Consider the following 25,677-nt stretch of genomic DNA (forward strand, 5'->3'; position numbering starts at 1 on the left):
TTCATCAGTAAGTTTTGCGATAACAGGTTCACCCGCATCTGGAGAACTTATATCTTTTATATCACTGCAAATATGCTTTATAGCTGCTTCTTCGCTTGAAAAATAATATACATCATCCTTTTTTCCTACAACCAGCGGTCTTAATTTAATTCTATCATTTAAAGCCATTATACCACCTTTAAATGTCAATAAAATTGAAAAAGGACCGTTGAGAAGTGCTCTGCCATATATTATCCTTAAAGCTTTGTAAAGTTTTTTCTGATCTTGTGGCATCCTTTCTATCTCTTCCCATAAAGGAGCACTGAATATTTTGGCTAACAACTCTATTGGTATCTTGTGTTTTCTTACAATTAAATCCGCCAGATAAACAATTGCTTCTGTATCAGTTTTTTGTGTACATTTATAACCGTGCATCTCAAGGTATCGCTTATTTGCCCCATAAGACGAAATCTCTCCATTGTGCACAACTGTCCAATCAAGCAAACCAAATGGATGTGCGCCACCCCACCATCCAGGTGTATTGGTAGGAAAACGGTTATGGGCTGTCCAGCAATAAGCCTTGTAACGTTCAATCCTAAAAAAGTTTGCAATTTCATCGGGATAACCTATACCTTTAAATACGCCCATGTTTTTACCGCTTGATATAACAAAAGCACCATTTATATTTTCGTTTATAAAAAACACAAGCTTATTTATAAATTCATCGGCATCAGTTTCGCTCATGTACTCGCTTTCTGCTTTTGTGCCCTGGGCTCTTGGCAATACAAAATATACAAAAAACATAGGTCGTTTCCTGTTTTTCATTCCCCTTGTGGGAATACCGCTGCGTTCTGCAACCATTACTCTGCGCTCTAAAAAATCCTCTACAGCACGCTTTGCTAAATCGTCATCAATCATCAAATGTAATGCATAATAATTTTTAAATTCTGGGTATATACCATATGCGGCGTATCCTGAGCCCAAACCATTGCCTCTATCGCGCATTATATCAATTGCAGAAACAATTTTATTGCCATCTATAAGATCACCTTTTGTGTTAAAAATCCCAAAAATACCGCAACCCGAAGCATCTTTTGGATCATTGGAAATGGCAAAACTTTGAATCTTTTCTATCTCAACCATATATACCTACCTTTGTAATTTTCTATCAAGCCTTAACACTCTAAAAGCTTTATCAAAATATTTCCACCCAAAATCATTGTTTAAAAATGTATCTTTTATCCATGAAACATCAAACTTTTTTTCTATCATCCAATTAAACATACCTGCTTTTTCAACATTATTTACAAGAATAACACCAATTAATTTGTTATCTCTAATAATAAACTTTCTATATTTGTCATCTTTTTTGTATTCGAGTACCTCATCAGTATTGCTTTCAATTAATCCCATAGAAATAAACCCTACATTGCCAATCTCAATGGAATTCATTGCAAAACCACCGCCAAACTTTACCTCATGTCCGCTTGCATTCAGGCCTGCAATATAACCTTGCCTGGCTGCAAGTGGCAAAATAGGAATAGGCCTTCTTACATTTACTACAATATCATAAATACTTGCAACATCACCAGCTGCATAGCAATCATCGCATGCTTTTAGATAATCATCAACCACAATACCTCTATCAAGCTTTATATTTTTATCAACAAAATCTACATTTGGCGCAACACCTACACTAAGCAAGCATGCATCGCATAATATTTTTTTACCACTTGAAAGCGTAACCTGACTAACAGTTTTATCACCATCAAGCTCAACAACAGAGTCATTTAAAATTATATCTACTCCCTTTTGTTTTAATTGTTCCTGGACCAACGCTGCAGCATAATCATCAAGCGCTGGAAACAATACTCTTTTTGCAAGCTCGACCAATACTACCTTTTTTCCTATTTTTGACAAATCATAAGCCATTTTTGTGCCAATTAAGCCAGCTCCTACTATAACAATAGAGTTTATTTTAACTAAATCCTCTTTAAGTTTTCTTGCCCCTTTAATATTTGTCAGTGTATAAACACCATCTAAATCGATACCTGTAATATTTTTTGGCATTATAGCATTCGCACCACTTGCTATAATAAGCTTATCGTAATTAATTGTTACTTTGTTTGATAACTTAATTGTTTTCAGCTTAGTATCAATGCTTTCAACAGGAGTTCCCAGTAATGTTTGTATATTATTTTTTTCAAAAAAATCGTTCCTTCTATAAAACATTCTCTCCTGTGAAAAACTTACATCTCCAATTACCCAGTTTGGCAAAAGTGGTCTAGAATAGGGCCTTGTTCATCTGATATTATTAAAATTTCGCCTTTAATATCATTTTGCCTGATAGCTGTTGCTGCATTAATACCTGCAACAGAATTTCCTATTATTACATACTTCATTTAATAAATCCTCACAACTCTTCAAAAGTTAAAGCTTCATTAGGGCATGCTTCAACACATGCAGGAATACTTCTATCCGGACATAAATCACATTTTACAGATAAGCCCCAACCCCCTTGCTTTCCTTGCTTTATAACACCATATGGACAAACCATTATACACATCCAGCAACCTACACAAAGCTCTGAGTTAACCACTACATAGCCTCTCTCATCTCTATGCATGGCTCCATTCTGACATGCGAAAATACATGGCGCATCATCACAATGCCTGCACATAATAGAAGCTGAGTATGGATAATTGAACTCCGCAGTACACCTCGATATTACATTTTCTTTTTTTACAGCTTTGATAATGTCTTTTGATACTGAATGCTCCGTTTTGCATGCAACTTCACACAAATGACAGTATACACAGTTATCTTCATTTATTTTAACAAGCTTCATTTTATTATTCTCCTGCGTGCAATATGCCTAGAATTTCCATTTCTTTTTCGGTTAAATCAAATCCCCTTAGAGCTAACCTGTTACCTTTTAGCGATTCTATAGAGTTTATACCCATAGCGCCAAGCGTTTCTTTTATCTCTAAAGACCAAACATTAACTAAATTAACAAGCCTTTGAGTAGCAATGTTTGGGTTTTGGCGCTTTGACAAAAATGGGTCTTGTGTTGCAATACCCCATGCGCATTTTCCAGTGTGGCATTGCTGGCACATGGTGCAACCTATGGCAATAAGCGTTGCTGTGCCAATATAGACTGCATCTGCACCCAAAGCAATTGCTTTTATTACATCCATCGAGTTTCTAATCCCGCCTGATGCAACCAGAGAAATTTTTCCTCTCAAACCTTCCTGTCTTAATCTATCATCTACACTTGCTAAGGCAAGCTCTATGGGAAGTCCAACATTATCCCTTATAACCTGTGGCGATGCGCCTGTCCCACCCTTAAAACCATCAAGGACAATTACATCAGCGCCGGCTTGAGCTACACCGCTTGCAATTGCAGCAATGTTATGCACACATGCAATTTTAACAAAAATAGGCTTTTTGTACTCTGTAGCTTCTTTTAGTGCGTATATAAGTTGTCTTAAATCTTCAATCGAATAAATATCGTGATGGGGTGCAGGACTAAGTGCATCTGTGCCTCTTGGTATCATTCTTGTTTGGGCAATAGAAGCTGTAACTTTTTCACCAGGCAAGTGACCACCTATGCCTGGCTTTGCGCCCTGGCCAATTTTGATTTCAATTGCACTTGCTACATCAAGATATTCTTTATAAACCCCAAAACGTCCACTTGCCACCTGAACTATTATATTGCCTTCAAATTTATAGTGGTCTTTGTGAAGGCCACCTTCGCCCGAATTGAAGTACGTACCAAGCTCAACTGCCGCCCTGCCTATTGCTTCAATCACGTTGTAATTCAGTGCACCGTAGCTCATCGCAGCAAACATTATTGGTATTTCCAATTCAAGCTGAGGGAATAAAACGGTTTTTAACTTACCATCTTCTATCTCTAAACGATCAACTTTTTTGCCTAAAAATGTTTTTAATTCCATTGGTTCTCTTAAAGGATCTATCGATGGATTTGTAACCTGTGAAGCATTTATAAGCATATGATCCCAATACACAATATACGGTTTATCTGAGCCCATAGAAACAACTGGTGCCCCGCCAAAAGCTGCCCTTTTTTTGACACCAACCACATTCCATTTACCCCAGCTTTCGTTTATACGATAAGGGTTTTCGCGGTTTTCTATTGTAATGGCCTCTGTTGGACAAAACGCAGCGCATCTATTACAACCTACGCATTTTGCATCCCAGTTCCATATTTTATCCTCTTCTTCATCGTAAAATGTAGCATCAAAAGAGCATTGCTCAACACACGCTTTACACTTAATACACCTATCTGGATCCCTTATAACATGAAAATCTGGTGGTGTATAAGTTTTAACATCTTTCATCCACTTCACGTTATTACTCCCCTTAAACAGAAATATAATTTAAGGATAAATACATACAATAAAAAATAATCATTGTCAATACTGTTAATTATTTAAATAAAAATATTAAAAAAATGTAATATATTTGATATGCACTATAACTTTTTAATCAATATTACAATACGTCTGTTAACCGGATCTTGGGGCAATGTTCCTGGCATAGGTCTTGTATCGCCATAGCCAACAACACTACTAAAGCGCTCCGAAACAATACCTTGAGATTCAAGTATCTTTCTTGCTTCATTGGCTCTGCCAATAGATAAATCCCAATTAGATAAACCAGAAACAACAGGAGTATAATTAGCATATCCTTCTACAACAATCTTATTTGGAAGAGGTCTAATGTTTGAAGCTATGATTTTTAATATATCTATTGTATATGGTTCTGGTTTAATGGAACCATTTGCAAACATTGGTCTATCATTTTTATCAAATAGAATAATATTCAAACCTTCTTCATTAATCGAGTATTTTATTTGTGCACCATAAGGAGCAATTTCTTTATTTGACTTAATAGCTTCTTGAATTCTACCTAAAATTGATGTCATTTGATTTTGCATTTCATATTTATTTTCATATCTTTTTATTTGGGAAGCTTGATTATTTATAGTTATGGGTTTACTCTCAGAAGGCATCTGGCTGACCACAAGCTGTTTTGAGCCTATATCAAATACTCCTTTTGATGGATTTAAACCGCTTCCTTGAGATACGCTTACAGATTGCATAGGGTGTGTAAAGTAATACTCAATAATTTTTCTTTGCTGTTCGTTTGTTGCTGCAACAAGCCACATAACAAGGAAAAAAGCCATCATTGAAGTCATAAAATCGCCATAGGCTATCTCCCATACGCTTGATTCTGGTGGTTTTGACTTCTTACATTTCTTCTTTCGCACTAAATTGGTACTGTCTGCCATTTAGCGCCTCTCTTTTGCAAGCTTTTCTACCTCATCAAACTCAGTACGGTAGACTGGCGGTACTGTTTGTCTTACAGATTCCATAGCAATAATTGGTGCATCACCTTTTGCAATAGAAATAATGCCAACTTTAAGTGATTTTAAATATCCCATAAAATCTTCATTTTTTAGTTCCTGAACAGTAGCCATTGGACCAATCACCACATAACAAAGAAGTAAACCCAAAAAAGTACCTGTAAGCGCACCTGCAACATGGTGACCTACTTCTAAAATAGAACCCCCAAGTGCACCCATGGTTAAAATAACACCCATAACAGCTGCAACAATACCCATACCAGGCATACTTTCGGCAATTTTTGCCACCATTTTTGGTGCTATAGATATCTCTTTTTCCACTACTTCAATATTAGAGTCAAGCATTTCATCAAGTTTTTCTATTTCAATACCTGTTACAATGTTTCTTATTGCATCAATTACAAATTCTCTTATTTCTTTGTTTTTAAGCAAAAAGGTATTAGACTGCATAATAGGGCTTTCTTCTGGCTTATCAACAATGGCTTCAAGTGATAATATGCCATCTTTTCTTACTTTAACTGATAAGTTGTAAATAAATAGTAATAATTCCAAATATACTTTTTTATTAAAAGGGTTTGGCTTTGCAAACCCAACAATAACCTTTATAGCATCCTTCATAATAGAAGGTGTAGTAGAAGCAACAAGTATACCCGCTGCACCGCCAAATAAAACGATATATTCCGATACCTGTATTAAAACAAGCGGCTTTCCACCACCCAAAACAAAACCTGTTAAAATTGCAGCAATGGTAAGTACAACACCGATTACATTCATTTATACCCCACACTAATACAATCGGAATATATGCAAAAAAAATAAGTTATTTCTGTCTTTTGTCAATAACTCTTACCATTTTGCCTGGCATTCTTTGTATTGTATTTTCTGGAACAATTTGCAATATACAATGAAAACCCAATAAATCATAGAGAGCGTTTTCCAGCCTATTTCTTGCTTCAGATGAAAAACCATTTGTTTTTTCTAAAATTATTGTAATCTCATCTTTACCTTTTGTATTTTCAAGCACAATTTGATAATATGGGCCAATTGTTTCATACTGAAGTAAAATCTGTTCAATTTGAGATGGATAAAAATTAACACCTTTAACTTTTAGCATATCATCCGTGCGTCCTTTTAGTCGAGAAACTCTTAAGTGTGTCCTTCCGCAATCGCACTTATCTCTTGAAACAATTTTTGTTATATCTTTTGTACGATACCTTATTAGTGGCAAACCTTCCCTTGTTAGAGTTGTGATAACAAGCTCGCCTTCTTTTCCATCATCAAGGGGATTTAGTGTATTTGGGTCTACAATTTCTGCAATATAGTGATCTTCCCATATATGTATGCCAGATTTTGCCTCACAATCAATACCCATGCCAACACCACCAGTTTCCGTCATGCCTATAATATCAAATGTTTTAACCCTCATCTGACTTTCAATGCGAGCCCTAAGTTCATCTGACCATGTCTCTGCTCCCAAAATGGCTACGCGTAAATTTGTTTTAGAAAAATCAAAGTTGTTTTGGTTTGCAACTTCTATAAGTCTTTGCGGGTATGAAGCAATTGAGCAAATGGCAGTTGTTTGAAAATCTTTTATGAATTTAAGCTGGAGTAGAGTCCTACCTGCACCCATTGGTATTATAAAAGCTCCAATTTTTTGAGCTCCAAAATGAAAACCAAACCCGCCATTAAACAAACCAAAAGATGGCATTATCTGGATTCTATCTTTTTTGTCAACGCCAGCTGCATAAAAACACCTTGCAACAATTTCTGCCCAATTTTCCACATCGGTCTGGCTCATAGCATTTATTACAGGCGTACCTGTTGTGCCTGAGCTTGTATGTATTCTTACTATTTTGTCTGTATAGGTTATATGATTTAGAGGGTAGGCTTCTCTGAGTTCTTCTTTTGTTGTAAAAGGTAATTTTTTTAAGTCATCAAGGCTTTTTATGTCATATGGTTCAATTGAATCATACTTTGATTTAAGAGATGAGTTAGAGTTTTTTATTAAAGAAAGCGTTTGTTTTAAGCGATCAAGCTGAAGTTTTTGGATCTCTTCTTGAGGCATTGTCTCAAAATGTTCATTGAATATCATTATTAAACCCCTTGTTAAAAAATTCTGTATCATTTTTATTAATTAAACTAATGGCTTTTTGATAATCAATATTTAATATCTTTGCTAATTTGGCAAACATGTAAATATTTAACATTTTTGGGTTGGATTTTAAAATATATTCCTGTTCTTTTTCAGACAAAAATATAATATTTTGCGAATATAAATAAGCAAGCTTTTTGAGTGAGTTGTTTAATAAAACAACCAAATCAGCTTTTCTATATCCAATAATTGGGCTTTTATAATCACCAATTTTTAAGTGTACCTCTACAAGACCACCTTTTTTTGCCATACCATGTATCTCGCTTGATAGTATATTTTGACCATCAAACGATTTAATAATCAGCCTTGATAGGTAAAGTACACCTTCACCGCCCCTTCCCAGTAAAACAATTTTCATTTTAGTACCTTTATGGAGCCAAACGGGCAACTATATATACACTGAGCACAATCGATGCATGTTTTTCTATCAATTTCCACCTGTTTGGTATCTTCATTGAATATAAGCGATTGACACTCAAACTCATCGATACATAATTTACAGCCCTTGCAATCATTATCCACAAAAACTTTAATAATTGGGTTATTTTTTAAACCTTCATCTGTATTGACACATAAATGTCTAAATATAATAACAGCTATTGAAGAATTTTTTTCAATATAATCTTTTGATAATTTTAGTACCTCAATGCTTTTTTGAAAATCATACGGATCGACAATTTCTAAAAAACCAATATCTAAACTTCTAACTATTTTTTCTATAGATATAGGTTTTGCTATCTCGCCAAGAGAACTCAACGAACTTGATGGTGTTTTTTGATTACCTGTCATGGCAACTGTAGAATTATCAAGTATAACAAGCAAAAATGCAGCGTTATTATGAATTGCATCAATCAAGGCGCTCAGTCCTGTATGAAAAAATGTTGAATCACCAATGATTGCTACTACATGCTGGTTTTTGTCGGAGAGTTTAAATGCTTTATTAAAACCAAAAGCAAAAGATACACTTGCGCCCATACAGAAAACAGTATCTGTTACGCCTAAATTTACACCAAGCGTGTAACATCCTATATCACCGGCAAAAATTGCATTTTTATAAACTTGCTTTATCTCAAAAAAAGCGCTTCTATGGGCACAACCCGGGCACAAAGAAGGCGGTTTGTCTTTAAAATCAATGTTAACTGGCACAAAAGAATCTAAAACACCAATATTGTACAAAATTTGTTCACAAACATCCATGCTGAGTTCGCCTTCTTTTGGCACAATATTGTTTCTTCTGCCTTGTGTATTTAGCTGTAACTCTATTAATGGATAGGTTTCCTCAACTGCTATAGTTTTTTCAAATCTTGACAGATCAATATTTGGCAAAGGATAGGGCATATCTATTTTGGCAAGTGTAACTTTGTTTTGTAGTTTGTATTCTTGTATTAGCTCATATAGGTTACTATAGACCAAACCACTTGATACAATTAAAATACTACCTGAAAAATCGTACTTTATTGTGTTTTTTAAAGCAATATCGGATAGTTTTTCATTTAATTTTTTATGCAATATAAACCTTAGTTTAGGCGTTGCCGCAAACCTTGCTGGATCTTTTTGAAAGTTTGCATTCAAGACAATATTTTCAATATTATCTTGCACAATAATATTTTGCCTTCCATGCGATATGCGCGTTGTGGTTCTAAGCATTACTGGCAGTCTATAAGCTCTGCTTAACTCAATAGCTTTCTTTGAAAAATCATAGGCTTCTTTGATATCTGAAGGATCAAAAACGGGTATTTTGGCAAAAAAAGCTAACATACGAGAGTCCTGTTCGGTTTGTGAAGAATAAGGCCCAGGGTCATCTGCTACAACAACCACAAAAGCTCCTTGTGTGCCTACAAGAGAAGCGCTCATCAATGGGTCAAGCGCAACATTAAGACCTACCTGCTTGCAAAAAAAAGCTGAGTCAATCCCAGTAAAGCTAGCGCTTAGAGCTTCTTCTAACGCTACTTTTTCATTTACAGACCACTCTATATAAGCATTCAAATTGTATTTGGATTTTAAATATAGGCAATAGCGCAAAATCTCACTTGAAGGCGTTCCGGGATAAGCACTTGCAAATCTCACATTGCTCTCTAAAAGCGCCTGAGCTATCGCTTCATTGCCAGACAAAATCTCTAACATAAGATATACTTTTAGCAAAAATTACGAATTTTGCAAGCAACTTGAAAAAAGTGTTTTTTTTAATAAAATATGTAGAATAAATAATAAAGGAGTTAAAATGTTAGAAAAAAATGCATCGGTTATTGATAAAAAAGCTACATACTTAAAACAGTTACTTAAAAATATACAGCCAAAACCAATACAAACAAATGTAGAAATCTATACAAAACCACAAATTAGGCGCGAAGATGTGGTAGTATTGACTGGTTTTGGAAGTGGATATATTGCAAAGTGCCTGATTGAAGATTTTCCAAAAAATACAATTATTTGCTATGAAACGGATTTAGAAGGCCTAAAATATGTGCTTGACAATGTTGATGTATCGGACTGTTTTGTACATGATAATTTCTTTTTCTTTGCAAGCGACGAAGAAAACATAGAAAATACCATAACTGCAACATTTAATTTATTTGTCGGAAAATTTAACTTTGGAAATCTCCAGATCATTACAAACCCACTTTTAGAACCATCAAAATCTCAAAAAATTAATGATATTATTCAAAAGCTATATACCCCGATACTATTAAACCGAAACACACTTTTATTAAAATCTCAGTACATAATAGAAAACATAGTAAAAAATATATCAGACGTTGGATTGGGTTTTAGTCTGGATTATTTAAAAAATAAAGCCAAAGGTAAACCTACACTTATTGTTGCATCTGGTCCATCTCTATCAAACGATATAGAAACAATAAAAAAATATCGTGATAAGTTTATTGTAATCGCAGTTGATTCTGTAATTAATATTCTAAAGCAACACGATATAAAACCAGATATTATATGCGGTCTTGACTACCAACAGGTTACACTTGAAAAATACTCCCCTTTAATGAAAAAAGCTCAAGCTGACGATAGTATCTTTGTATTTGAGCCAGCTATATTTTATCAAATACCAAAACTGTTCAAAAACAAAATTTACAAAACAGAAGAAAATAGCTTTTTAGAATTACTAGACATAAAACCCAACTACGAAGTGTTTCCCATTAATGCTGTAACACACCTGGCTGTAAATGTTGCCTATATTCTTGGTGCAAATCCTATTATATTTGTTGGTCAGGATTGGGCATACACCAAAGCCCAGCATCACGCAAAAGGCACTATTTTGCCTCAGGGTCTTCCAGAAAAACTAATCTGGGTAAAAGGCAATTATGAAGAAAAGGTGCCAACAGATGAAAATCTATTTTCAGGTCTTACCATAATGTCTGAGATTGCAAATTTTTTAACCTCAAAAGGCATCCAGGTTATAAATGCAACAAGTGGTGGTGCATACATTGAAAATACGCAAATAGAAAAACTTGAAGAATTTGCCAAAACAATCAAAAAAAATACTTCTATATCAATAAAGTTCAATAAGAAACCATCCCTATCCACCTATATAAAAAAATTAAAAAATATACTTTTAGAAATGAATAAAGCAATTCATAAAGCAGATAAAGCTCTAAAGATAAACCAAAACATACAAAAAACATATGAAAAAACTAAAAATATGGAAAAAATCAGATCAAAAGTAGAAGAATCCAATAAAATCAATAATGAATTATACAACAACCCTGTAATGACCAAATTTGTATTTTTTTACTATTTTCAAGAATTTTACAATTATTTCAAAGAAGAAATTGACATAGAAAACCAAACTCTGGAAAAAAGATTAGAACAGTCAAATAAATACTTTGAATTAATAAAAACTCTCACTCAAAACCTGACCGAGCTTGTTCAAAAAACAATTAAATACCTTGAACTAAAAAATGCTTTTTTGCAAAAATTTGAAGAAAATGTAAAAAACAATGATAAATTGTTTGAATTACTGATGAACTGCTATGATTTTGGCGATATATACTTTGGTCTTGAAATATTAGATAAAATAAATATAGAAAACAATTCAAAACTCATATTTGCAAAGGCAAAACTTTTATCAAACTACAGATATTTTCACAAACATGCGGTGGAATTGTATGAAAAAGCCATTGAGCTTGACCCGGATTTTGAGTTAGCCAGAAACGAGCTTGCTGTTGAGAAGTACAAAATTATTTCTCATCTCATTCTTGCAAAAGATGCTATTTTAAATAGAAATGATTTTATTACTGCAAAAAGACTCATAGAAAGAGCAAAAGATTATGACCCAGACAATGAGCGCACCATACAGTGGCTATCAATGATAAACAACTTAGAACAAATGCAAACAATGCAAGAGCGCCAAAAGGTAATAAAAGAACAGCTCAAAATCGAAGGTACTATACCCGAATACGATAAAGCCATTGAATTATTAAAACAAAATAAAATTGATGAAGCCTACAGTGTGCTTGAAAATCTAAACAAAAAATACCCAGCTTTTGGTGATGCGCTTTTTTTAATGGGAAGCATTTTAATCGATAAAAAAGATTTTGATAAAGCTCATGATTTGCTTACTCAGGCAAAAAACCTTATTCCGTACCATCCATTTGTTTATGTTGCACTTGCAAAAATTTATATGTCAAAAGAAATCTATGATAAAGCCAAGGAAGCATTAGAAACTGCATTGAGTCTAAATCCTGCCTTAAAAGACGAAATTGGAGAAAATCTTGGAGATTTGTATTACGAGTTTGGTGAGTACGAAAAGGCTTTATCACTTTATGAATCACACCTGCAAATAACTCAAGATAAAATAAAATTACTTATGAAAATAGCACTATGCTATAAAGGTTTGGGATTGATCCAAAGCTACAATCAGATTTTATCAAAACTGCAAGAACTGTCAACAAATGCCTAAAAAAACTTTAAAAAATAGAAATGAAAAGATACAGATTTTGATAAATAAACCCACTGACATTGCTGTCAGCAGGTAAATTCATTAATTTTTACTTTTTCTTTCCTTTAGAAGCAGGTTTTTCTTTCTTATTTACTTCTTCTTTAAACACAGCGCCAACCTTAAATGCAGGCAATTTAAAAGCAGGGATGGTTATTGCTTCGCCAGTTTGCGGGTTCCTACCTTTTCTTTGAGCTCTATTTGATACATAAAAACTACCAAAGCCTGTAAAAAGAACGCTCTCGCCAGATTTAAGTGTTTCCACTATTGTAGATAGAGTAGCATCTAAGAATTCTTTCGCTTTTTCCTGAGAAATATTGGTTTTCTTAGCCAATACTTTTACAAACTCGTTCTTTGTCATAGAAACCTCCCTTTATTGGATAAACTTTTTATAGTTTAATGAGTTTATATTGATTTGTCAAAGAAAAATTAATCATTTTTTAGCTTTTGGTTTCTGCCAATAAAAAAATACAAAATTGATCCCAAAAAAGGTAAAACGATAACAAGAACAAGCCAGATGACTTTGGTTAATCCGTCTTTAAAATCATTTTTTAGTATATCTATTAAAGCATAAATCCACAATACGACTGCAATTAATGATAATAAACCCATAACAAAAAAACCTTCAAATAATCCCATATCAACTCCACTAAGTAAATTTAAAATTGTAATAAAATTTATCGCTTATTGCAAGGTGTTTTGTGTTCTAAAAATAATTTGTAACTTTTTGAAAAATCACGATATATAGGGTCATTGTAGCTTTTGTGGCAAACAACACACTGGCCAACTTCATAAATTTTTACAAGCTCATCTTTATTAAAAGCTCTTTCACCTTTTACAGGAAAACTTTGCATTTGCCTGCCATGCTCGTTGACTATCATATCAAGCGGTACATCGCCTAAACCACTTGCTTTTGCATCAAATGTAGGAGTAAATTTAAACTGTTTAGTATATGGATTAAAGCTCAAATTACCCGTTCCAAAACCCATTGTACGAGGATCATGATGACAATCTTCGCAACTTCGAGACTGTAATTGTGTTGTGTGTGGATCTATTGTAGCTACGCTTAAACCCCTAATTTGCTTAACAAATTTAAAATCTTTATTAAAAATAGTGATAAAATCCTGGCAACCAGGTTCAACTGGCATAACTTTCCCATGTGGATCAAAAGCAAGTTGAGGTGTTTCAAAACGCACATAGCTATTTAGCTCAGCATAAGCACCAGGTGTGTCTTTGTACTTTATCCAATTAAGTTGTTTTAGACCTTCAAAATTGACAATATGACAACCATAGCACTGTGGCGCCCATGCAGAATGACAAGCCTGGCATGATAAATTTTTATGCCCGGCAAATGTATGATAGGGTTTATTATTTACAAGTGGAATCGGTATTGCTTTACCTGTTTCTTTGCTAAAAAATATAGCTTTGCCGTTAATCTTTTGAACATTGTAAATTATCTGACCTGTGCGTTCTTCAATAGCTGCATAATCACCTGCTTTTAATGGCACTTTGCCATTAAGAAAAGCTAATTTCAAAGCCAATGAATTTGGAGGCACTTGTACAAAATGAGGTTCATGGCAGTCTTTACAAGTTGTGCCAGCCTGCTGCGTCATACTCTTATAATGCAAACCAAGACCCATTGTATCAGACATTGTATGGCAATCAATACAACTCATATGTGCTTTAGTATAATGAACATCGGGTGGCAAATCTAAATAATACCTATCTGGGTTACCTAAAATATTATAATGTGAAGGACCACCATCCATAAATGGTGTGCCATATTCTTCTGTTTCATAGTGACCAAAATATGATAAACCAATTCTACCTGATCTGTTATGGCACTTTACGCATGTTGCATCACTTATATGCGTGGTTAGCTCTACATGAGGATTTCCTTTAACCCATTTAGCATGACAATCAAGACAGCCTCCACCGCGTTCTTGTATTTCTTTTGTTGGGCCCTGTCCATATGGCTTATATAAATGACAGGCTCCACAATTTTTTTCATAATATTGAATAGCTTTGTTTTCTTTGTATTTGCCTTCATATAAATCCTTAACGGTGACATCACTTGAAAGCTTATCCGTGTAGCCAAATTTATGTAAAACTGCAGAAATTATACCCCTATTTGTTGCCATAAGGGAAGTCTCTACTTCTTCAACCTTTTCTTTATGACACTTACCGCAGGTTTCGGCAGCATACCTTAAATCGGCTGGATTTTTAATCAAACCTTTGTGTGCTTGGGCTTCATTTGTTGTATAAGGATTACCGCCATGGCACACAACGCATCCTATCTGGTCAACAGGGTGGGCTGTATCCATATGGATATCTTTATGACATACAAAACAAGATTCTTTTTGGGGGTTTACGTGTGGTTTTTGAGTTTGCCTGTATACTGCTATAAATAAAACCGCTATAGTCAACACAACAAGTATTACTATTGTTTTTTTCATTGTCTAAAAATCATTATATAAAAAATCATAACAAAATACAAAACAAAACCAAATAAAAATAAACGCTTCAAAATAGGGCCTTTTTGAGTTGGCAATAAAGCAAAAGACAGTAAACCAAAAAAAGGAAGTATTATACCCGCAATAAAAGGAGCTATATATATCAAACTTTCCTGGATTGGCCAAAAAAACCATGGGCCCCATATAATTGGCCTTTTCGCGCTTGATACTATATCAAAAGGAGCACTGATAGGTAGCAAAGCACTTAGCAAAACAGTTACAAAAAAAGCTATTAGTGTATTTTCAAAGTTTGTAAACATGCGCTTTATATGGTAATAGTTAAGTAAGATAAGTATAATAGGCAATATACTAATATGGTAAAAATAAAAGTACAAAGAAGGATACTGCTGAGAATAAAATAAACTGGCAATATACTGACCTAAAAAAGGCACAGATAAAATAATATGCTGCATAATAAGTGAAGCAGAATCACTTTCATTGTTGGCTCTCAACACAAAGCCAGTAAACATTTCAAAAAAAGATACCAGAAGTATTGCACTCAAAGCAAACCAGTATATGTATTTTTTACCTACATAATCATCTATCTGCACATGCCATATCGTATGAATTATTAGAAAAATGAAAAAAAGCTCACTTGAGTAAAAATGGGCTGACCGGATCAACCATCCATACCTATAAGCATCTTCAATCAAAAATAGACTATCCTGTGCAGTTTTAAATGTTGTAGGATCATACCTGTAAAGCAGCATTACACCAGATATTATTGATATACCTAAAAAAGCCAGCGTAAGCCAGCCAATATAATATGTAATATCCTGTTTTTTTAACATTTAGACGGATTCAATTGTCTTTTTAACAATATTTAGCGTATCATTTTTTAGTTTTTCTAAATTTTCTGGACTATTTGCTTCAAATCTCAATACAAGTGCGGGTTGCGTATTGCTTGAGCGCACAAGCCCCCAGCCGTTTTTTGTATTGAACCTTATACCATCAATTGTTATTATATTTGTTATAGCATATTTTTCTTTGTTTTTTATGTAGTAATCTTCAATTTCTTTCGTAACAAGTACCTTTTTGTCTTCTGGGCAGTCTATTCTTATTTCTGGCGTATTAAATGTTTTTGGCAAATCATTTTTCCATTTTTGTAAATCTATGCGTTCTTTTGCTAAAATCTCAAGCAATCTCAATGATACATATATTGCATCATCATAACCAAAATACCTATCGGCAAAAAATATATGCCCACTCATTTCACCGCCAAGCAAAGCTTTTTCTTCTTTCATTTTTGCTTTAATTAAAGAGTGACCTGCTTTCCACATAATAGCTTTTCCACCTGCTTGCTCAATTTTGTCATATAGCACTTGAGAACATTTAACTTCGCCAATAATTGTTGCACCCTTGTGTTCTTTTAAAATATGCTGGGCAAAAAGCAACAATAGTTGGTCTCCATACATAGTTTCTTCATTTTTTAATATAACACCTATTCTATCAGCATCTCCATCAAAGCCAATGCCAATATCAAAAGAATTATCTTTTAATGTTTTTTTAAGTTCTTTAAGATTTTCCTCAACAGTTGGATCTGGGTGATGATTTGGAAACGTACCGTCTGGTTCAATAAAAAGGCCAATAACATCAAAATCCAATTCTTTAAGTATGGGGTAAGCTATAAAACCACCTGTACCATTACCTGCATCTAACACAACTTTCGGCTTATTTGGCAATTCTTTTAATTGTCTAAATTTGTTCAACATGTATGTTGTATAATCTTTTATTATATCGTATGTGCTAAATTCGGGCTTTCCTATTTCAATGGCATCGATAGATTTCATAATTTCTTTTATAGTTTGAATTTCTTCACCAAAAATAGTATTTTTGCCAACACTTAATTTAAAGCCGTTATACTGGGGTGGGTTGTGGGAGGCAGTTATCATTATACCGCCATCAACATGCAAATTAAACAGCGAAAAATACGCAACAGGCGTAGCAACAAGGCCTATATCTATAACTTTTACTCCCCTGTAATTAAGCCCATAGCACAAAGCATTAAATAATTTTTTTGAGCTAAGCCTTGCATCATAACCAATACTAACTGTTAAGTCTTCTTTTTTAAAAGCTTTTTTTAGATGCGCTGCAAATGCCTGCCCAAGTGTGCAAGCAAACTGCTCATCTAAGTTTTCACCTACTATGCCTCTGATATCATATTCTCTAAAAATACTATCGTCAACTATCATTTTTTGCCCCACTTTTCCAATATTAAAGAAGCGCATTTTTTACCAGAGTTTAGCATACCGCCAAATATAGGACCCATTCTGTGAGCACCAGAGCAAGCATTTGCAGCCATACCGCACACATAAAGACCATTGTATATTTCTTTTGTATGGTTAACTGTATCTTGTTCTCCAACATCTGCCCACATGGGTTTTTCACCAGGCACATCGCCTGAATCTGTATTTAGCTTTACACCAGCTTTTCTAACAAGTGTTTGAGCTAAATGTGCATCGTGGCCCGTGGCATCTACTGTAAAGCTTGCGCTAACAACTATGGGGTCAACTGGCAAACTCGCCATATTAACGGTAGTCCAGTTTATTACAACGCCACCTACCCTGTATTGCCCATCGACTTTTTTTAGCACTACATCTTCTATTTCTATACCATTAAATATTTTTACGCCAGCTTTAACTGTTTTTGATATGAGTGTTGAAATAGCTTCTATAGAGTCTGCTGTATAGTAGTTTGGCTCATATAAAACCGTTTTTATACCAAACTCATCAAGTATGGCTTTGACATCTTCTTGGACAACTATTTCATTAAACATCATAGCGCCACCCCACATACCGCCGCCTACAGATAATCTTTTATCAAATAGTGTAACTTTAAAGCCGTTTTTTGCAAGCTCATAACCGCAAATTAACCCTGCAGGACCACCGCCAACAATAACACAATCGCAATCAAGCTGTGATAATAGTTTTTGACTGTAGCGCTCAATAATCGCCTTAGAAATAATCCTTTCATCCAATGCCATAATCTATCCTCCTATCTAATATTCTCCCACGTAAAACACTCCATATGGACTAAATTCACTGCCATAGATTTTTTTAAGCACTTCTTTGTTTTGCGTTATAAGCACACCTTTTGATTTTTGTGGTATGTATATTGGCAAATTTGATTCTTTTTCAACATAATACAATAAATCTAAATGCACATTATTACTCATAACATATTTTGCTTTATTTTTCAAAATAATACTTGCTATCTTTTTACCATAAACCGAAACATCAGGCATATAGCTAGCCTCATAGGGTATGTAAACCATGCTGTAGGCTGCCTTTGCACAAATCAAAAAAACAACAATATATATATATTGACTAATTGCGTATTTTTTAGATTGTTTATACAAAAATACAGCTATAAAAATGCTAAAAAATAATAAAAATAAATAGTTTGAGTCTTTAGCAAATAAATAACCAAACAAAACTGCAGCGCCAGTAAGCATTATAAAAAAAATCGTTGCTAATTTGAGATAAAAACTATCTATATTTACTTTATAAAATGATGCCAAACTTGCAAAAAAAGGCACCAGAATTAAATAATTCTCAAATGGCAAAATCCACATTAAAAAAAATACTGCAATACTTCCATTTAATGCAAACCTGTAAAGCCTGGTATCGTATTTTCTAAAGAAATTTTTAATAAAAATTGACCATGGCAAAAGCAAAAAAAATGCTATAAATGGAAAAGAAATCAAATGCCACAGGTAATTTTTAAAATTAAAAGATTGCAAAAATCCTAAAAAAAGTGAACCTACAAGATAGTGAATACTGGTTATATTTAAACCATACAAAGCTATACCAAAAAGGCTTAAAAATAATATTAAAACAAGAGCTACCAGATGTTCTTTTATGCTTATTAGTTCTTTATTTTTTTCTAAAACAGCAAAGCAAAGCAAAATAGAATAAAACAAAAAAATCGCGCTTAAACCCAATGTTAAAAAAGCCAATATCAGCCATATTGCAAAATTTTTTTGTCTGAAATATACTTTTATAAAAGCCATAAATAAAAAAAACACAGCGCTTGGATACAAAGAGTAAGTATTGATTGATAATAATACAATTATAGTGGTTAAATAAATAGATGCAAAGTAAAATGGATCTATACCTTCAAACTCATTTTTTAAAATAAATGGCAAAAGTGCGGTTAAAATTACAAAGACAAACTGACCAAATCTTGCCTGCCACTGATTTTCACCAAATATTTTAAAAAAAATACTCGTGTAATAAGAACCAAGCGGAGGTTTTTTGAAGTAAGGCCTACCCAATATTGTTTGCCATTTATAATTACCACTTTTGTTCATCTGCAAACTTATTATAGCATTTTTAGCTTCTTTATAACTAAAATCCAGCTTACCTAAATTAAAAAGATTTGCTATTAGATAAAGTGCAAAAAAAACGGCCAATACTTGTTTGGGCATTAAAAATTAATAAATAAATCTTCTCTAACTAATACTGCAAGTTGATCCAAAACCTTTTGTTGCACAGAGTTTTTTGCTATTTGAAGTGCAATTTCTCTATTGTTTGCTTTAAAATCTGCGAAACTTGTCAATAATTTATTCAAAATCAAAGCTTTTCCGTCTCTATCTTTTAGTGTCAAACTTATTGTTATCATGCACCTATAAACTATGGGCAACCCTTCGCTATTAAAAAGAGATGGATCAACCGAATAACTTGTTATATCTGTTTCCAAATAACCCTGGGCATGTAGTTTTTGATCTACAACCTTAATATTATGTGCAATTAATTCATTAATTATGGATTTTTTTAAATATAGAGCAATATCTGGATTTGATGTAGAATTCTTTGGTGTTTCAACATATACAGTTTTTATATTACCAATTATAGATGAGTGTGTGGCCAAACGGTAGCCACACGATGATGCAATAAAAGAAACAATAATAATAAAAAATGCTATATTGAAAAAGTTTTTTATTACAAAAATTTGCCTGTTATTCATACAATGATGTTAAGGATTTTATTTTTTACATAAACATACTTTTTGATTTCTTTGCCTTCAAGGTGTTTTTTTACTTTTTCTGAGTTTAGCGCAAGCTTTTCAACTTCTTTTTGATCCGCATCTTTAGTGGCTTCAATTGTATCTCTGAGTTTTCCATTTATTGTAATTGCAATTTTAACTGTATCTTTGGTTGCATATTCAAGCTCAACTTTAGGCCAGCTTTGAGAAAATACAATTTCATCATGACCCAACATTTCCCAAAGCTCGCAAGCTAAATGAGGCACAAAAGGGCTAGCCATTATGGTTAATTTTTCAAGTGCTTCCTTGAAGTAGCCAAGTTCATCTTCTTCAGGGTTAAAACTATATAAAAAGTTTACAAATTCCATCAATTTAGCAATTGCTGTGTTAAAATGATAGTTTTCAATGTCGTTTGTAACTTTTTGCACGCAAGAGTTTATCTCATATAGAAGTTCTTTAATGCGAGGCGTAATCGAAGCTTGCAAAGGTGCATCTTTGACTTTGTAAGCATAATTTGCAATAAGTCTATAAAGTCTATTTAAAAATCTAAATGAACCTTCGATACCTTCATCTGACCATTCCAAATCTTTATCCACAGGTGCTGCAAACAGTATAAATAACCTGGCAGTATCCGCACCATAAGTGTTAACAATATCATCTGGATCTACCACGTTGCCTTTGGATTTGCTCATTTTAGCGCCATCTTTTATAACCATCCCCTGTGTTAGCAAACGCTTAAATGGCTCGCTTGAGTCCAAATAGCCAAGGTCCCTTAATACCTTTGTAAAGTACCTTGCATACAGTAAATGCATTACAGCATGCTCAATGCCGCCAATGTATTGATCCACATCCATCCAGTATTTAACTTTTTGCTTGTCAAATATATCTTTATCGTAATCAGGAGAACAATACCTCAAAAAATACCAGCTTGATTCTACAAATGTATCAAAAGTATCTGTTTCTCTTTTTGCTTTTGCACCGCATATTGGACAGGTAGTATTAACAAAGCTTTCGACCTTTGATAAAGGCGACCCACCAAAGCCAGTTATTTCTACATTTTCAGGCAACTCCACAGGCAAATTTTCTATGCTTTCTGGCACTACACCACAATTTGGACAATAAATAATAGGAATTGGCGCACCCCAATAGCGCTGACGCGATACATTCCAGTCTCTTAATTTATATTGAAAAGCTTTTCTTGCCAGGTTTTTGCTTGTAAGGTACTCGACAATTTTTTCTTTTGCTAGTTCATTTTGCAAACCATTAAACTCTCCTGAATTAACAAGAAATCCACTATCAACAAAGCTGCTTTTCCACGTCTCTACATCATTGCTTAAATCTTCACGGTAAATTACAATCTTTTTAGGTATATTAAACTTTGTTGCAAACTCAAAATCCCTTTGATCGTGCGCTGGAACGCCCATTACAACGCCTGTACCATATTCCATTAAAACAAAATTTGCAATATAAAGTGGCACAATTTCATTATTGACAGGATTAATTAGATTAATACCACTGTATATACCATCTTTTTCTTTACCATAATCTTTTTTAATATCCAGATCAACGATCATCTTTTCAACATAATCCAATACATTTCTATCCTTCACAAACTCTTTTACCTTTGGGTGTTTTGGCGATATACTAACGAATGTTACACCAAACAATGTATCAGGTCTTGTTGTAAAAACTTCCAGGTACTCATCTGATTTTTCAAACTTGAATTTGATAAAGGCACCTTCACTTTTTCCTATCCAGTTTATCTGTTGGCTTAAAACTCTATTTGGCCATCCATCTTCTAATAATTTAATATCTTCTAACAATTCATCTGCATAATCTGTAATTTTAAAATACCAGCTAAAGATAGTTTTTTTAACAACTTCGCTATCGCATCTCCAGCACCTGCCATCTTCTACCTGCTCGTTTGCAAGCACTGTCTGACAGTGTGGACAGAAATTAACTTCTGATTCCTTTCTATATGCCATACCGCGTTTAAACATTTCTATAAATATCTTTTGTTCCCATTTATAGTATTTTGGATCACATGTAGCAATTATTCTGTCTTTATCATAAGAAAAGCCAAGTTTTTGCAATTGACTGAGCATATAATCCATATTTGCGTAAGTCCATTTTGCAGGATGAATCTTTGCATTAATTGCTGCGTTTTCTGCAGGCAAACCAAATGCATCAAAGCCTATTGGATGTAATACATTGTAGCCTGTATAACGCTTAAAACGAGCTATAACATCGCCAATTGTATAATTTCTAACATGTCCCATATGAATTTTACCAGATGGGTAGGGAAACATTTCCAAACAATAGTATTTTGGTTTTTCATCAAAATCTACAGCTTTATTTAAGTTTAACTTATCCCAGATTTCCTGCCATTTTTTTTCAATAACACTTGGATTATACTTTTCCATAAGCTACCTCAACACTGCTCCTAAATGTGCATCCTGGACAAGCCTTGCATAACGGGCCAAATAACCCGTTGTAATTTTGGGTGGCTTTGGCTTAAAATGTTTTTTTCTTTCTTCAATTACACTTTGTTCAACAAGTAAATTAATTGTCTTTTCTGGTACATTAATTTCTATTAAATCATTTTCTTCTATCAAACCAATAAGTCCCCCTTTTGCAGCCTCAGGTGATATATGGCCTATAGATAAACCTCTTGTTGCACCGGAAAACCTGCCATCGGTAATTAAAGCTACTTTTGTATCAAGACCCATGCCTGCTATTGCGCTTGTTGGCTGAAGCATTTCTTTCATACCTGGACCACCCGCTGGACCTTCATATCGAATAACAACACAATCGCCTTCTTTGATTTGTTTGTTAAATATTGCCTTTGTTGCTTCTTCTTCACTATCAAAGACTCTGGCTTTCCCGACAAAATGGTCCATTTTTGCAGATACACCAGATTGCTTTAGTACTGCACCAAATGGTGCCAGGTTACCTTTTAGTATTGATAATCCTCCTTTTGGATAATAAGGCTTATCAACTGGTCTAATAATATTATTATTTTTAACCTTTGCGTTTTTGTAGGAGTCATAAATTGTAGCGCCTGTTACAGTAATGCAGTCTCTTTTTATTAAACCAATGCTGTCTAGTCTACTCATAATAGCCATCACACCACCTGCATTGTCAAGATCTTCTAAGTGGTATGGCCCAACTGGACTAAATGAACACAAATCGGGTGTTTTATCGCTTATTTCATTGAATATATCAAGAGAAAGCTCTATATTTGCTTCTTGAGCAATGGCAAGCAAATGAAGCACAGTGTTTGTAGAACATCCCATTGCCATATCTACTGCAATTGCATTTTTTATGCTATCAATTGTTATTATATCCCTTGGTTTTATATTTTTTTCCACTAGTTCAACAATCTTAGCACCTGCAAGCTTTGCAAGTCTTACACGTGCTGCATACACAGCAGGTATTGTACCGTTTCCAGGCAAACTCAAACCTAAAGCCTCGCTTAAGCAATTTATAGAATTTGCAGAATACATACCAGAACAAGACCCACATGAAGGACATGCTATATTTTCTATTTCTAATAACTCTTCTTCGTTTATGCTGCCAGAAATGTATTTTCCTACAGCTTCAAAAGCCTGTGCTAAATCTATATCTTTACCCTGGTATTTACCGGCAAGCATTGGACCACCGGATATCATAATTGTTGGTATATTAACCCTGGCTGCTGCCATCATCATGCCAGGTACAATTTTATCACATGCAGGAAGTATAACAAGTCCATCAACTGGATGCGCATTTACCATAATTTCTACAGCATCTGCTATATTTTCCCTTGATGGCAAAGAATAGTGCATCCCTAAATGACCCATTGCAATACCGTCATCTACACCTATGGTGTTAAATTCAATGGGTGTTCCACCTGCCATATATATACCTGCTTTAACAGCTTCAACAAGCGTTTTTAGGTGCACATGACCAGGCACTATATCGTTTGAAGAATTGGCAATAGCAATAATTGGTCTTGAAAGTTCTTCATCGGTAAAGCCATCTGCTTTAAACAAAGATCTATGTGGTGCCCTTTCTGGTCCCTTTAACATAATATCGCTTCTTCGCATACTTTCAACTCCTTCAAAAAATACAATTTTGTTAAAATTATAACTTAAAAAATCTTTGTGTCAAATAATATAGGTTTTAAATACTTGACTTATAAGAGTGTTAGTATATTTTAGTAATGTGATTGCTTTACTTACTTTTAAAACAAGGGGGTGCAAATGAAAGGATTTATTTTCTACAATCCAACACAGATTGTTTTTGGCGAAGATCAAACTAAAAAAATAGGTAAGTATATAAAAGATAAAAAATGCTTATTATTGTATGGTGGTGGGAGTATAAAGAAAAATGGAATATACGATAAAGTTGTAGAATCGCTAAATAAATACAACGTATCATTTGTTGAAAAATCAGGCATAAAACCTAACCCGGTGCTTTCATTTGTTTATGAAGCAATTGAATTTGCCAAAAAAGAGCAGGTGGAAGCTATATTGGCCGTTGGTGGCGGTAGCGTTATAGATAGCGCTAAAGCTATAGCAGCAGGTTTTTATTACGATGGTGATGTTTGGGATTTTTTCATTGATAAAGCCCAAATCAAACAAGCTTTGCCGATTTATACAGTTTTAACACTTGCAGCTACTGCTTCGGAGATGAACTCAGGCGCTGTTATAACAAATGAAAAAACGAAGCAAAAATTTAATATAAGAAGCGATTGTTTGTTTCCAAAGGTTTCCATACTGGACCCAACAAATACATACACGGTACCAAAAGACCAGGTGGCAAATGGCAGTGTTGATGCTATTGTACATTTACTTGAAGGCTATTTTACAAAAAAATATCCAAATACACCAATTCAGGATGGTTTTGTTGAAACACTTGTAAAAACAATTATTTCATCAACAAAAGAAATCTTAAAAGAACCGACAAACTATGACGCAAGGGCAAATTTCATGTGGTCTGCCACACTTGCTTTAAACGGCTTAACCACAGCAGGTATTGGTGAATACGCATTTCCAAACCATATGATTGGCCACTCTTTATCTGCGCTTTTTGATATAGCTCATGGTCAAAGCCTATCTATTGTTTTTCCTGCCTGGCTTAAGTATAATAAAGACACTTTAAACAATAGGCTTGAGCGTTTTGGTAAAGAGGTGTTTGCTGTAAAATCGCCGGAAAAAGCAATAGAAGAACTAGAAACCTATTTTAAAGCAATTGGAGCACCAACAAAACTAAAAGATGTTAAATTATCCGAAGCTGACATTGAAGCTATTGCACAAAATGCTATTTCTCTTGCTAAAAAATGGGGTTTAAATGATTACAATACAGAAAAAATTGCAAGTATTTTAAAATTTGCATTGTAAGGAGGCAAAGTATGGAGGTAAATGCAAATACTCAAATAGGCATAGATGTTTTAAGAAAAGCTATTGATGCAAATAAAACCCAAGTAAGCAACCTGTTGAAAATGCAGCAAAATGCCCAAGACAAGCTAAATACTCGAATTCAAAAAAACGACACAGTGCCAAAATCCAACGTAATAGGGAGTTTGTTTGACAAAAGGGTATAGGAAAAGTTAGTTTATAAATGGATATATAAAAATGCTTGATTGCAGTATTGAGCTTTTGATTAATAGTGCTATAACTGCGCCAAAAGCTGGTGGCAAAGATGATATAATTGTTGTTAATTTAAC

General features: G+C 34.0%; 23 protein-coding genes. 3 read left to right on the forward strand and 20 right to left on the reverse strand.

Annotated features, from left to right (window positions below; genetic code table 11):
- The 10 genes from Q0C22_RS09710 to Q0C22_RS09755 form a co-directional block, all read right to left on the reverse strand.
- Nucleotides 1-1,122 (reverse strand): glutamine amidotransferase family protein (locus tag Q0C22_RS09710; protein WP_291494232.1); only part of this gene is annotated, 1,122 nt, incomplete at its 3' end.
- Between the two features lie 6 nt (nucleotides 1,123-1,128).
- Nucleotides 1,129-2,256, reverse strand: a complete 1,128-nt coding sequence (locus tag Q0C22_RS09715) for an FAD-dependent oxidoreductase (protein WP_291494235.1) — start codon at nucleotides 2,254-2,256, stop codon at nucleotides 1,129-1,131.
- On the reverse strand, nucleotides 2,241-2,381 hold the full coding sequence (locus Q0C22_RS09720; protein WP_291494237.1) for an FAD/NAD(P)-binding oxidoreductase: 141 nt from the start codon (nucleotides 2,379-2,381) through the stop codon (nucleotides 2,241-2,243). The genes Q0C22_RS09715 and Q0C22_RS09720 overlap by 16 nt, the downstream gene beginning before the upstream one ends.
- An 11-nt stretch (nucleotides 2,382-2,392) precedes the next feature.
- The gene (locus Q0C22_RS09725) at nucleotides 2,393-2,827 is read right to left on the reverse strand and encodes a 4Fe-4S dicluster domain-containing protein (RefSeq protein WP_291494239.1); all 435 of its coding nucleotides are present in this window, start codon (nucleotides 2,825-2,827) and stop codon (nucleotides 2,393-2,395) included.
- Nucleotides 2,828-2,831: 4 nt separating this feature from the next.
- The gene (locus Q0C22_RS09730) at nucleotides 2,832-4,340 is read right to left on the reverse strand and encodes a glutamate synthase-related protein (RefSeq protein ID WP_291494341.1); all 1,509 of its coding nucleotides are present in this window, start codon (nucleotides 4,338-4,340) and stop codon (nucleotides 2,832-2,834) included.
- A gap of 134 nt (nucleotides 4,341-4,474) precedes the next feature.
- Nucleotides 4,475-5,293: a flagellar motor protein MotB gene (locus Q0C22_RS09735; protein WP_291494241.1), complete on the reverse strand. Its 819-nt coding sequence runs from the start codon at nucleotides 5,291-5,293 to the stop codon at nucleotides 4,475-4,477.
- Entirely contained in the window at nucleotides 5,294-6,142 is an 849-nt protein-coding gene (locus Q0C22_RS09740; RefSeq protein WP_291494243.1) for a motility-associated protein, read from the reverse strand.
- A gap of 46 nt (nucleotides 6,143-6,188) precedes the next feature.
- Entirely contained in the window at nucleotides 6,189-7,460 is a 1,272-nt protein-coding gene (locus Q0C22_RS09745) for a phenylacetate--CoA ligase family protein (RefSeq protein ID WP_291494245.1), read from the reverse strand.
- Complete coding sequence (locus tag Q0C22_RS09750; protein WP_291494248.1) at nucleotides 7,447-7,878, reverse strand: 2-oxoacid:acceptor oxidoreductase family protein; 432 nt, start codon at nucleotides 7,876-7,878, stop codon at nucleotides 7,447-7,449. The genes Q0C22_RS09745 and Q0C22_RS09750 overlap by 14 nt, the downstream gene beginning before the upstream one ends.
- The gene (locus tag Q0C22_RS09755) at nucleotides 7,875-9,644 is read right to left on the reverse strand and encodes a thiamine pyrophosphate-dependent enzyme (protein WP_291494250.1); all 1,770 of its coding nucleotides are present in this window, start codon (nucleotides 9,642-9,644) and stop codon (nucleotides 7,875-7,877) included. Before Q0C22_RS09755 ends, Q0C22_RS09750 begins: the two co-directional genes overlap by 4 nt.
- Nucleotides 9,645-9,741: 97 nt before the next feature.
- On the opposite strand from Q0C22_RS09755, the gene Q0C22_RS09760 reads away from it, so the two are divergent.
- Complete coding sequence (locus Q0C22_RS09760; RefSeq protein WP_291494252.1) at nucleotides 9,742-12,432, forward strand: 6-hydroxymethylpterin diphosphokinase MptE-like protein; 2,691 nt, start codon at nucleotides 9,742-9,744, stop codon at nucleotides 12,430-12,432.
- A gap of 88 nt (nucleotides 12,433-12,520) precedes the next feature.
- Here Q0C22_RS09760 and Q0C22_RS09765 read toward each other — a convergent pair whose 3' ends face one another.
- From Q0C22_RS09765 to ilvD, 10 genes are all read right to left on the reverse strand, one after another.
- Nucleotides 12,521-12,829 carry an HU family DNA-binding protein gene (locus Q0C22_RS09765; RefSeq protein WP_291494254.1) on the reverse strand — a complete coding sequence of 103 codons (309 nt, stop codon included), beginning with the start codon at nucleotides 12,827-12,829 and terminating at the stop codon, nucleotides 12,521-12,523.
- Between the two features lie 68 nt (nucleotides 12,830-12,897).
- A complete protein-coding gene (locus Q0C22_RS09770) occupies nucleotides 12,898-13,107 on the reverse strand; it encodes a PLD nuclease N-terminal domain-containing protein (RefSeq protein ID WP_291494256.1) in 210 nt (69 codons plus the stop codon).
- Between the two features lie 38 nt (nucleotides 13,108-13,145).
- Nucleotides 13,146-14,924, reverse strand: coding sequence for a hypothetical protein (locus Q0C22_RS09775; protein ID WP_291494259.1), 1,779 nt, complete (start codon nucleotides 14,922-14,924; stop codon nucleotides 13,146-13,148).
- Nucleotides 14,921-15,772, reverse strand: coding sequence for a cytochrome b N-terminal domain-containing protein (locus tag Q0C22_RS09780; RefSeq protein WP_291494260.1), 852 nt, complete (start codon nucleotides 15,770-15,772; stop codon nucleotides 14,921-14,923). The genes Q0C22_RS09775 and Q0C22_RS09780 overlap by 4 nt, the downstream gene beginning before the upstream one ends.
- Nucleotides 15,773-17,173, reverse strand: a complete 1,401-nt coding sequence (locus Q0C22_RS09785; RefSeq protein ID WP_291494263.1) for a phosphomannomutase/phosphoglucomutase — start codon at nucleotides 17,171-17,173, stop codon at nucleotides 15,773-15,775.
- The gene (locus tag Q0C22_RS09790) at nucleotides 17,170-17,964 is read right to left on the reverse strand and encodes a sulfide-dependent adenosine diphosphate thiazole synthase (protein WP_291494265.1); all 795 of its coding nucleotides are present in this window, start codon (nucleotides 17,962-17,964) and stop codon (nucleotides 17,170-17,172) included. Before Q0C22_RS09790 ends, Q0C22_RS09785 begins: the two co-directional genes overlap by 4 nt.
- Nucleotides 17,965-17,979: 15 nt before the next feature.
- Nucleotides 17,980-19,410: a glycosyltransferase family 39 protein gene (locus Q0C22_RS09795; protein WP_291494267.1), complete on the reverse strand. Its 1,431-nt coding sequence runs from the start codon at nucleotides 19,408-19,410 to the stop codon at nucleotides 17,980-17,982.
- Nucleotides 19,410-19,949, reverse strand: a complete 540-nt coding sequence (lptE, locus tag Q0C22_RS09800; RefSeq protein WP_291494269.1) for an LPS assembly lipoprotein LptE — start codon at nucleotides 19,947-19,949, stop codon at nucleotides 19,410-19,412. Before lptE ends, Q0C22_RS09795 begins: the two co-directional genes overlap by 1 nt.
- A complete protein-coding gene (gene leuS / locus Q0C22_RS09805) occupies nucleotides 19,946-22,390 on the reverse strand; it encodes a leucine--tRNA ligase (RefSeq protein ID WP_291494270.1) in 2,445 nt (814 codons plus the stop codon). Before leuS ends, lptE begins: the two co-directional genes overlap by 4 nt.
- Before the next feature lie 3 nt (nucleotides 22,391-22,393).
- A complete protein-coding gene (ilvD, locus tag Q0C22_RS09810) occupies nucleotides 22,394-24,055 on the reverse strand; it encodes a dihydroxy-acid dehydratase (RefSeq protein ID WP_291494271.1) in 1,662 nt (553 codons plus the stop codon).
- Between the two features lie 156 nt (nucleotides 24,056-24,211).
- Between ilvD and Q0C22_RS09815 the strand changes: the two genes are divergently transcribed.
- Nucleotides 24,212-25,351 carry an iron-containing alcohol dehydrogenase gene (locus tag Q0C22_RS09815; protein WP_291494272.1) on the forward strand — a complete coding sequence of 380 codons (1,140 nt, stop codon included), beginning with the start codon at nucleotides 24,212-24,214 and terminating at the stop codon, nucleotides 25,349-25,351.
- A gap of 11 nt (nucleotides 25,352-25,362) precedes the next feature.
- Complete coding sequence (locus Q0C22_RS09820) at nucleotides 25,363-25,554, forward strand: hypothetical protein (RefSeq protein WP_291494274.1); 192 nt, start codon at nucleotides 25,363-25,365, stop codon at nucleotides 25,552-25,554.
- Nucleotides 25,555-25,677: the final 123 nt, after the last annotated feature.

The organism is Desulfurella sp. (genome assembly GCF_023256235.1).
Classification (GTDB): domain Bacteria; phylum Campylobacterota_A; class Desulfurellia; order Desulfurellales; family Desulfurellaceae; genus Desulfurella.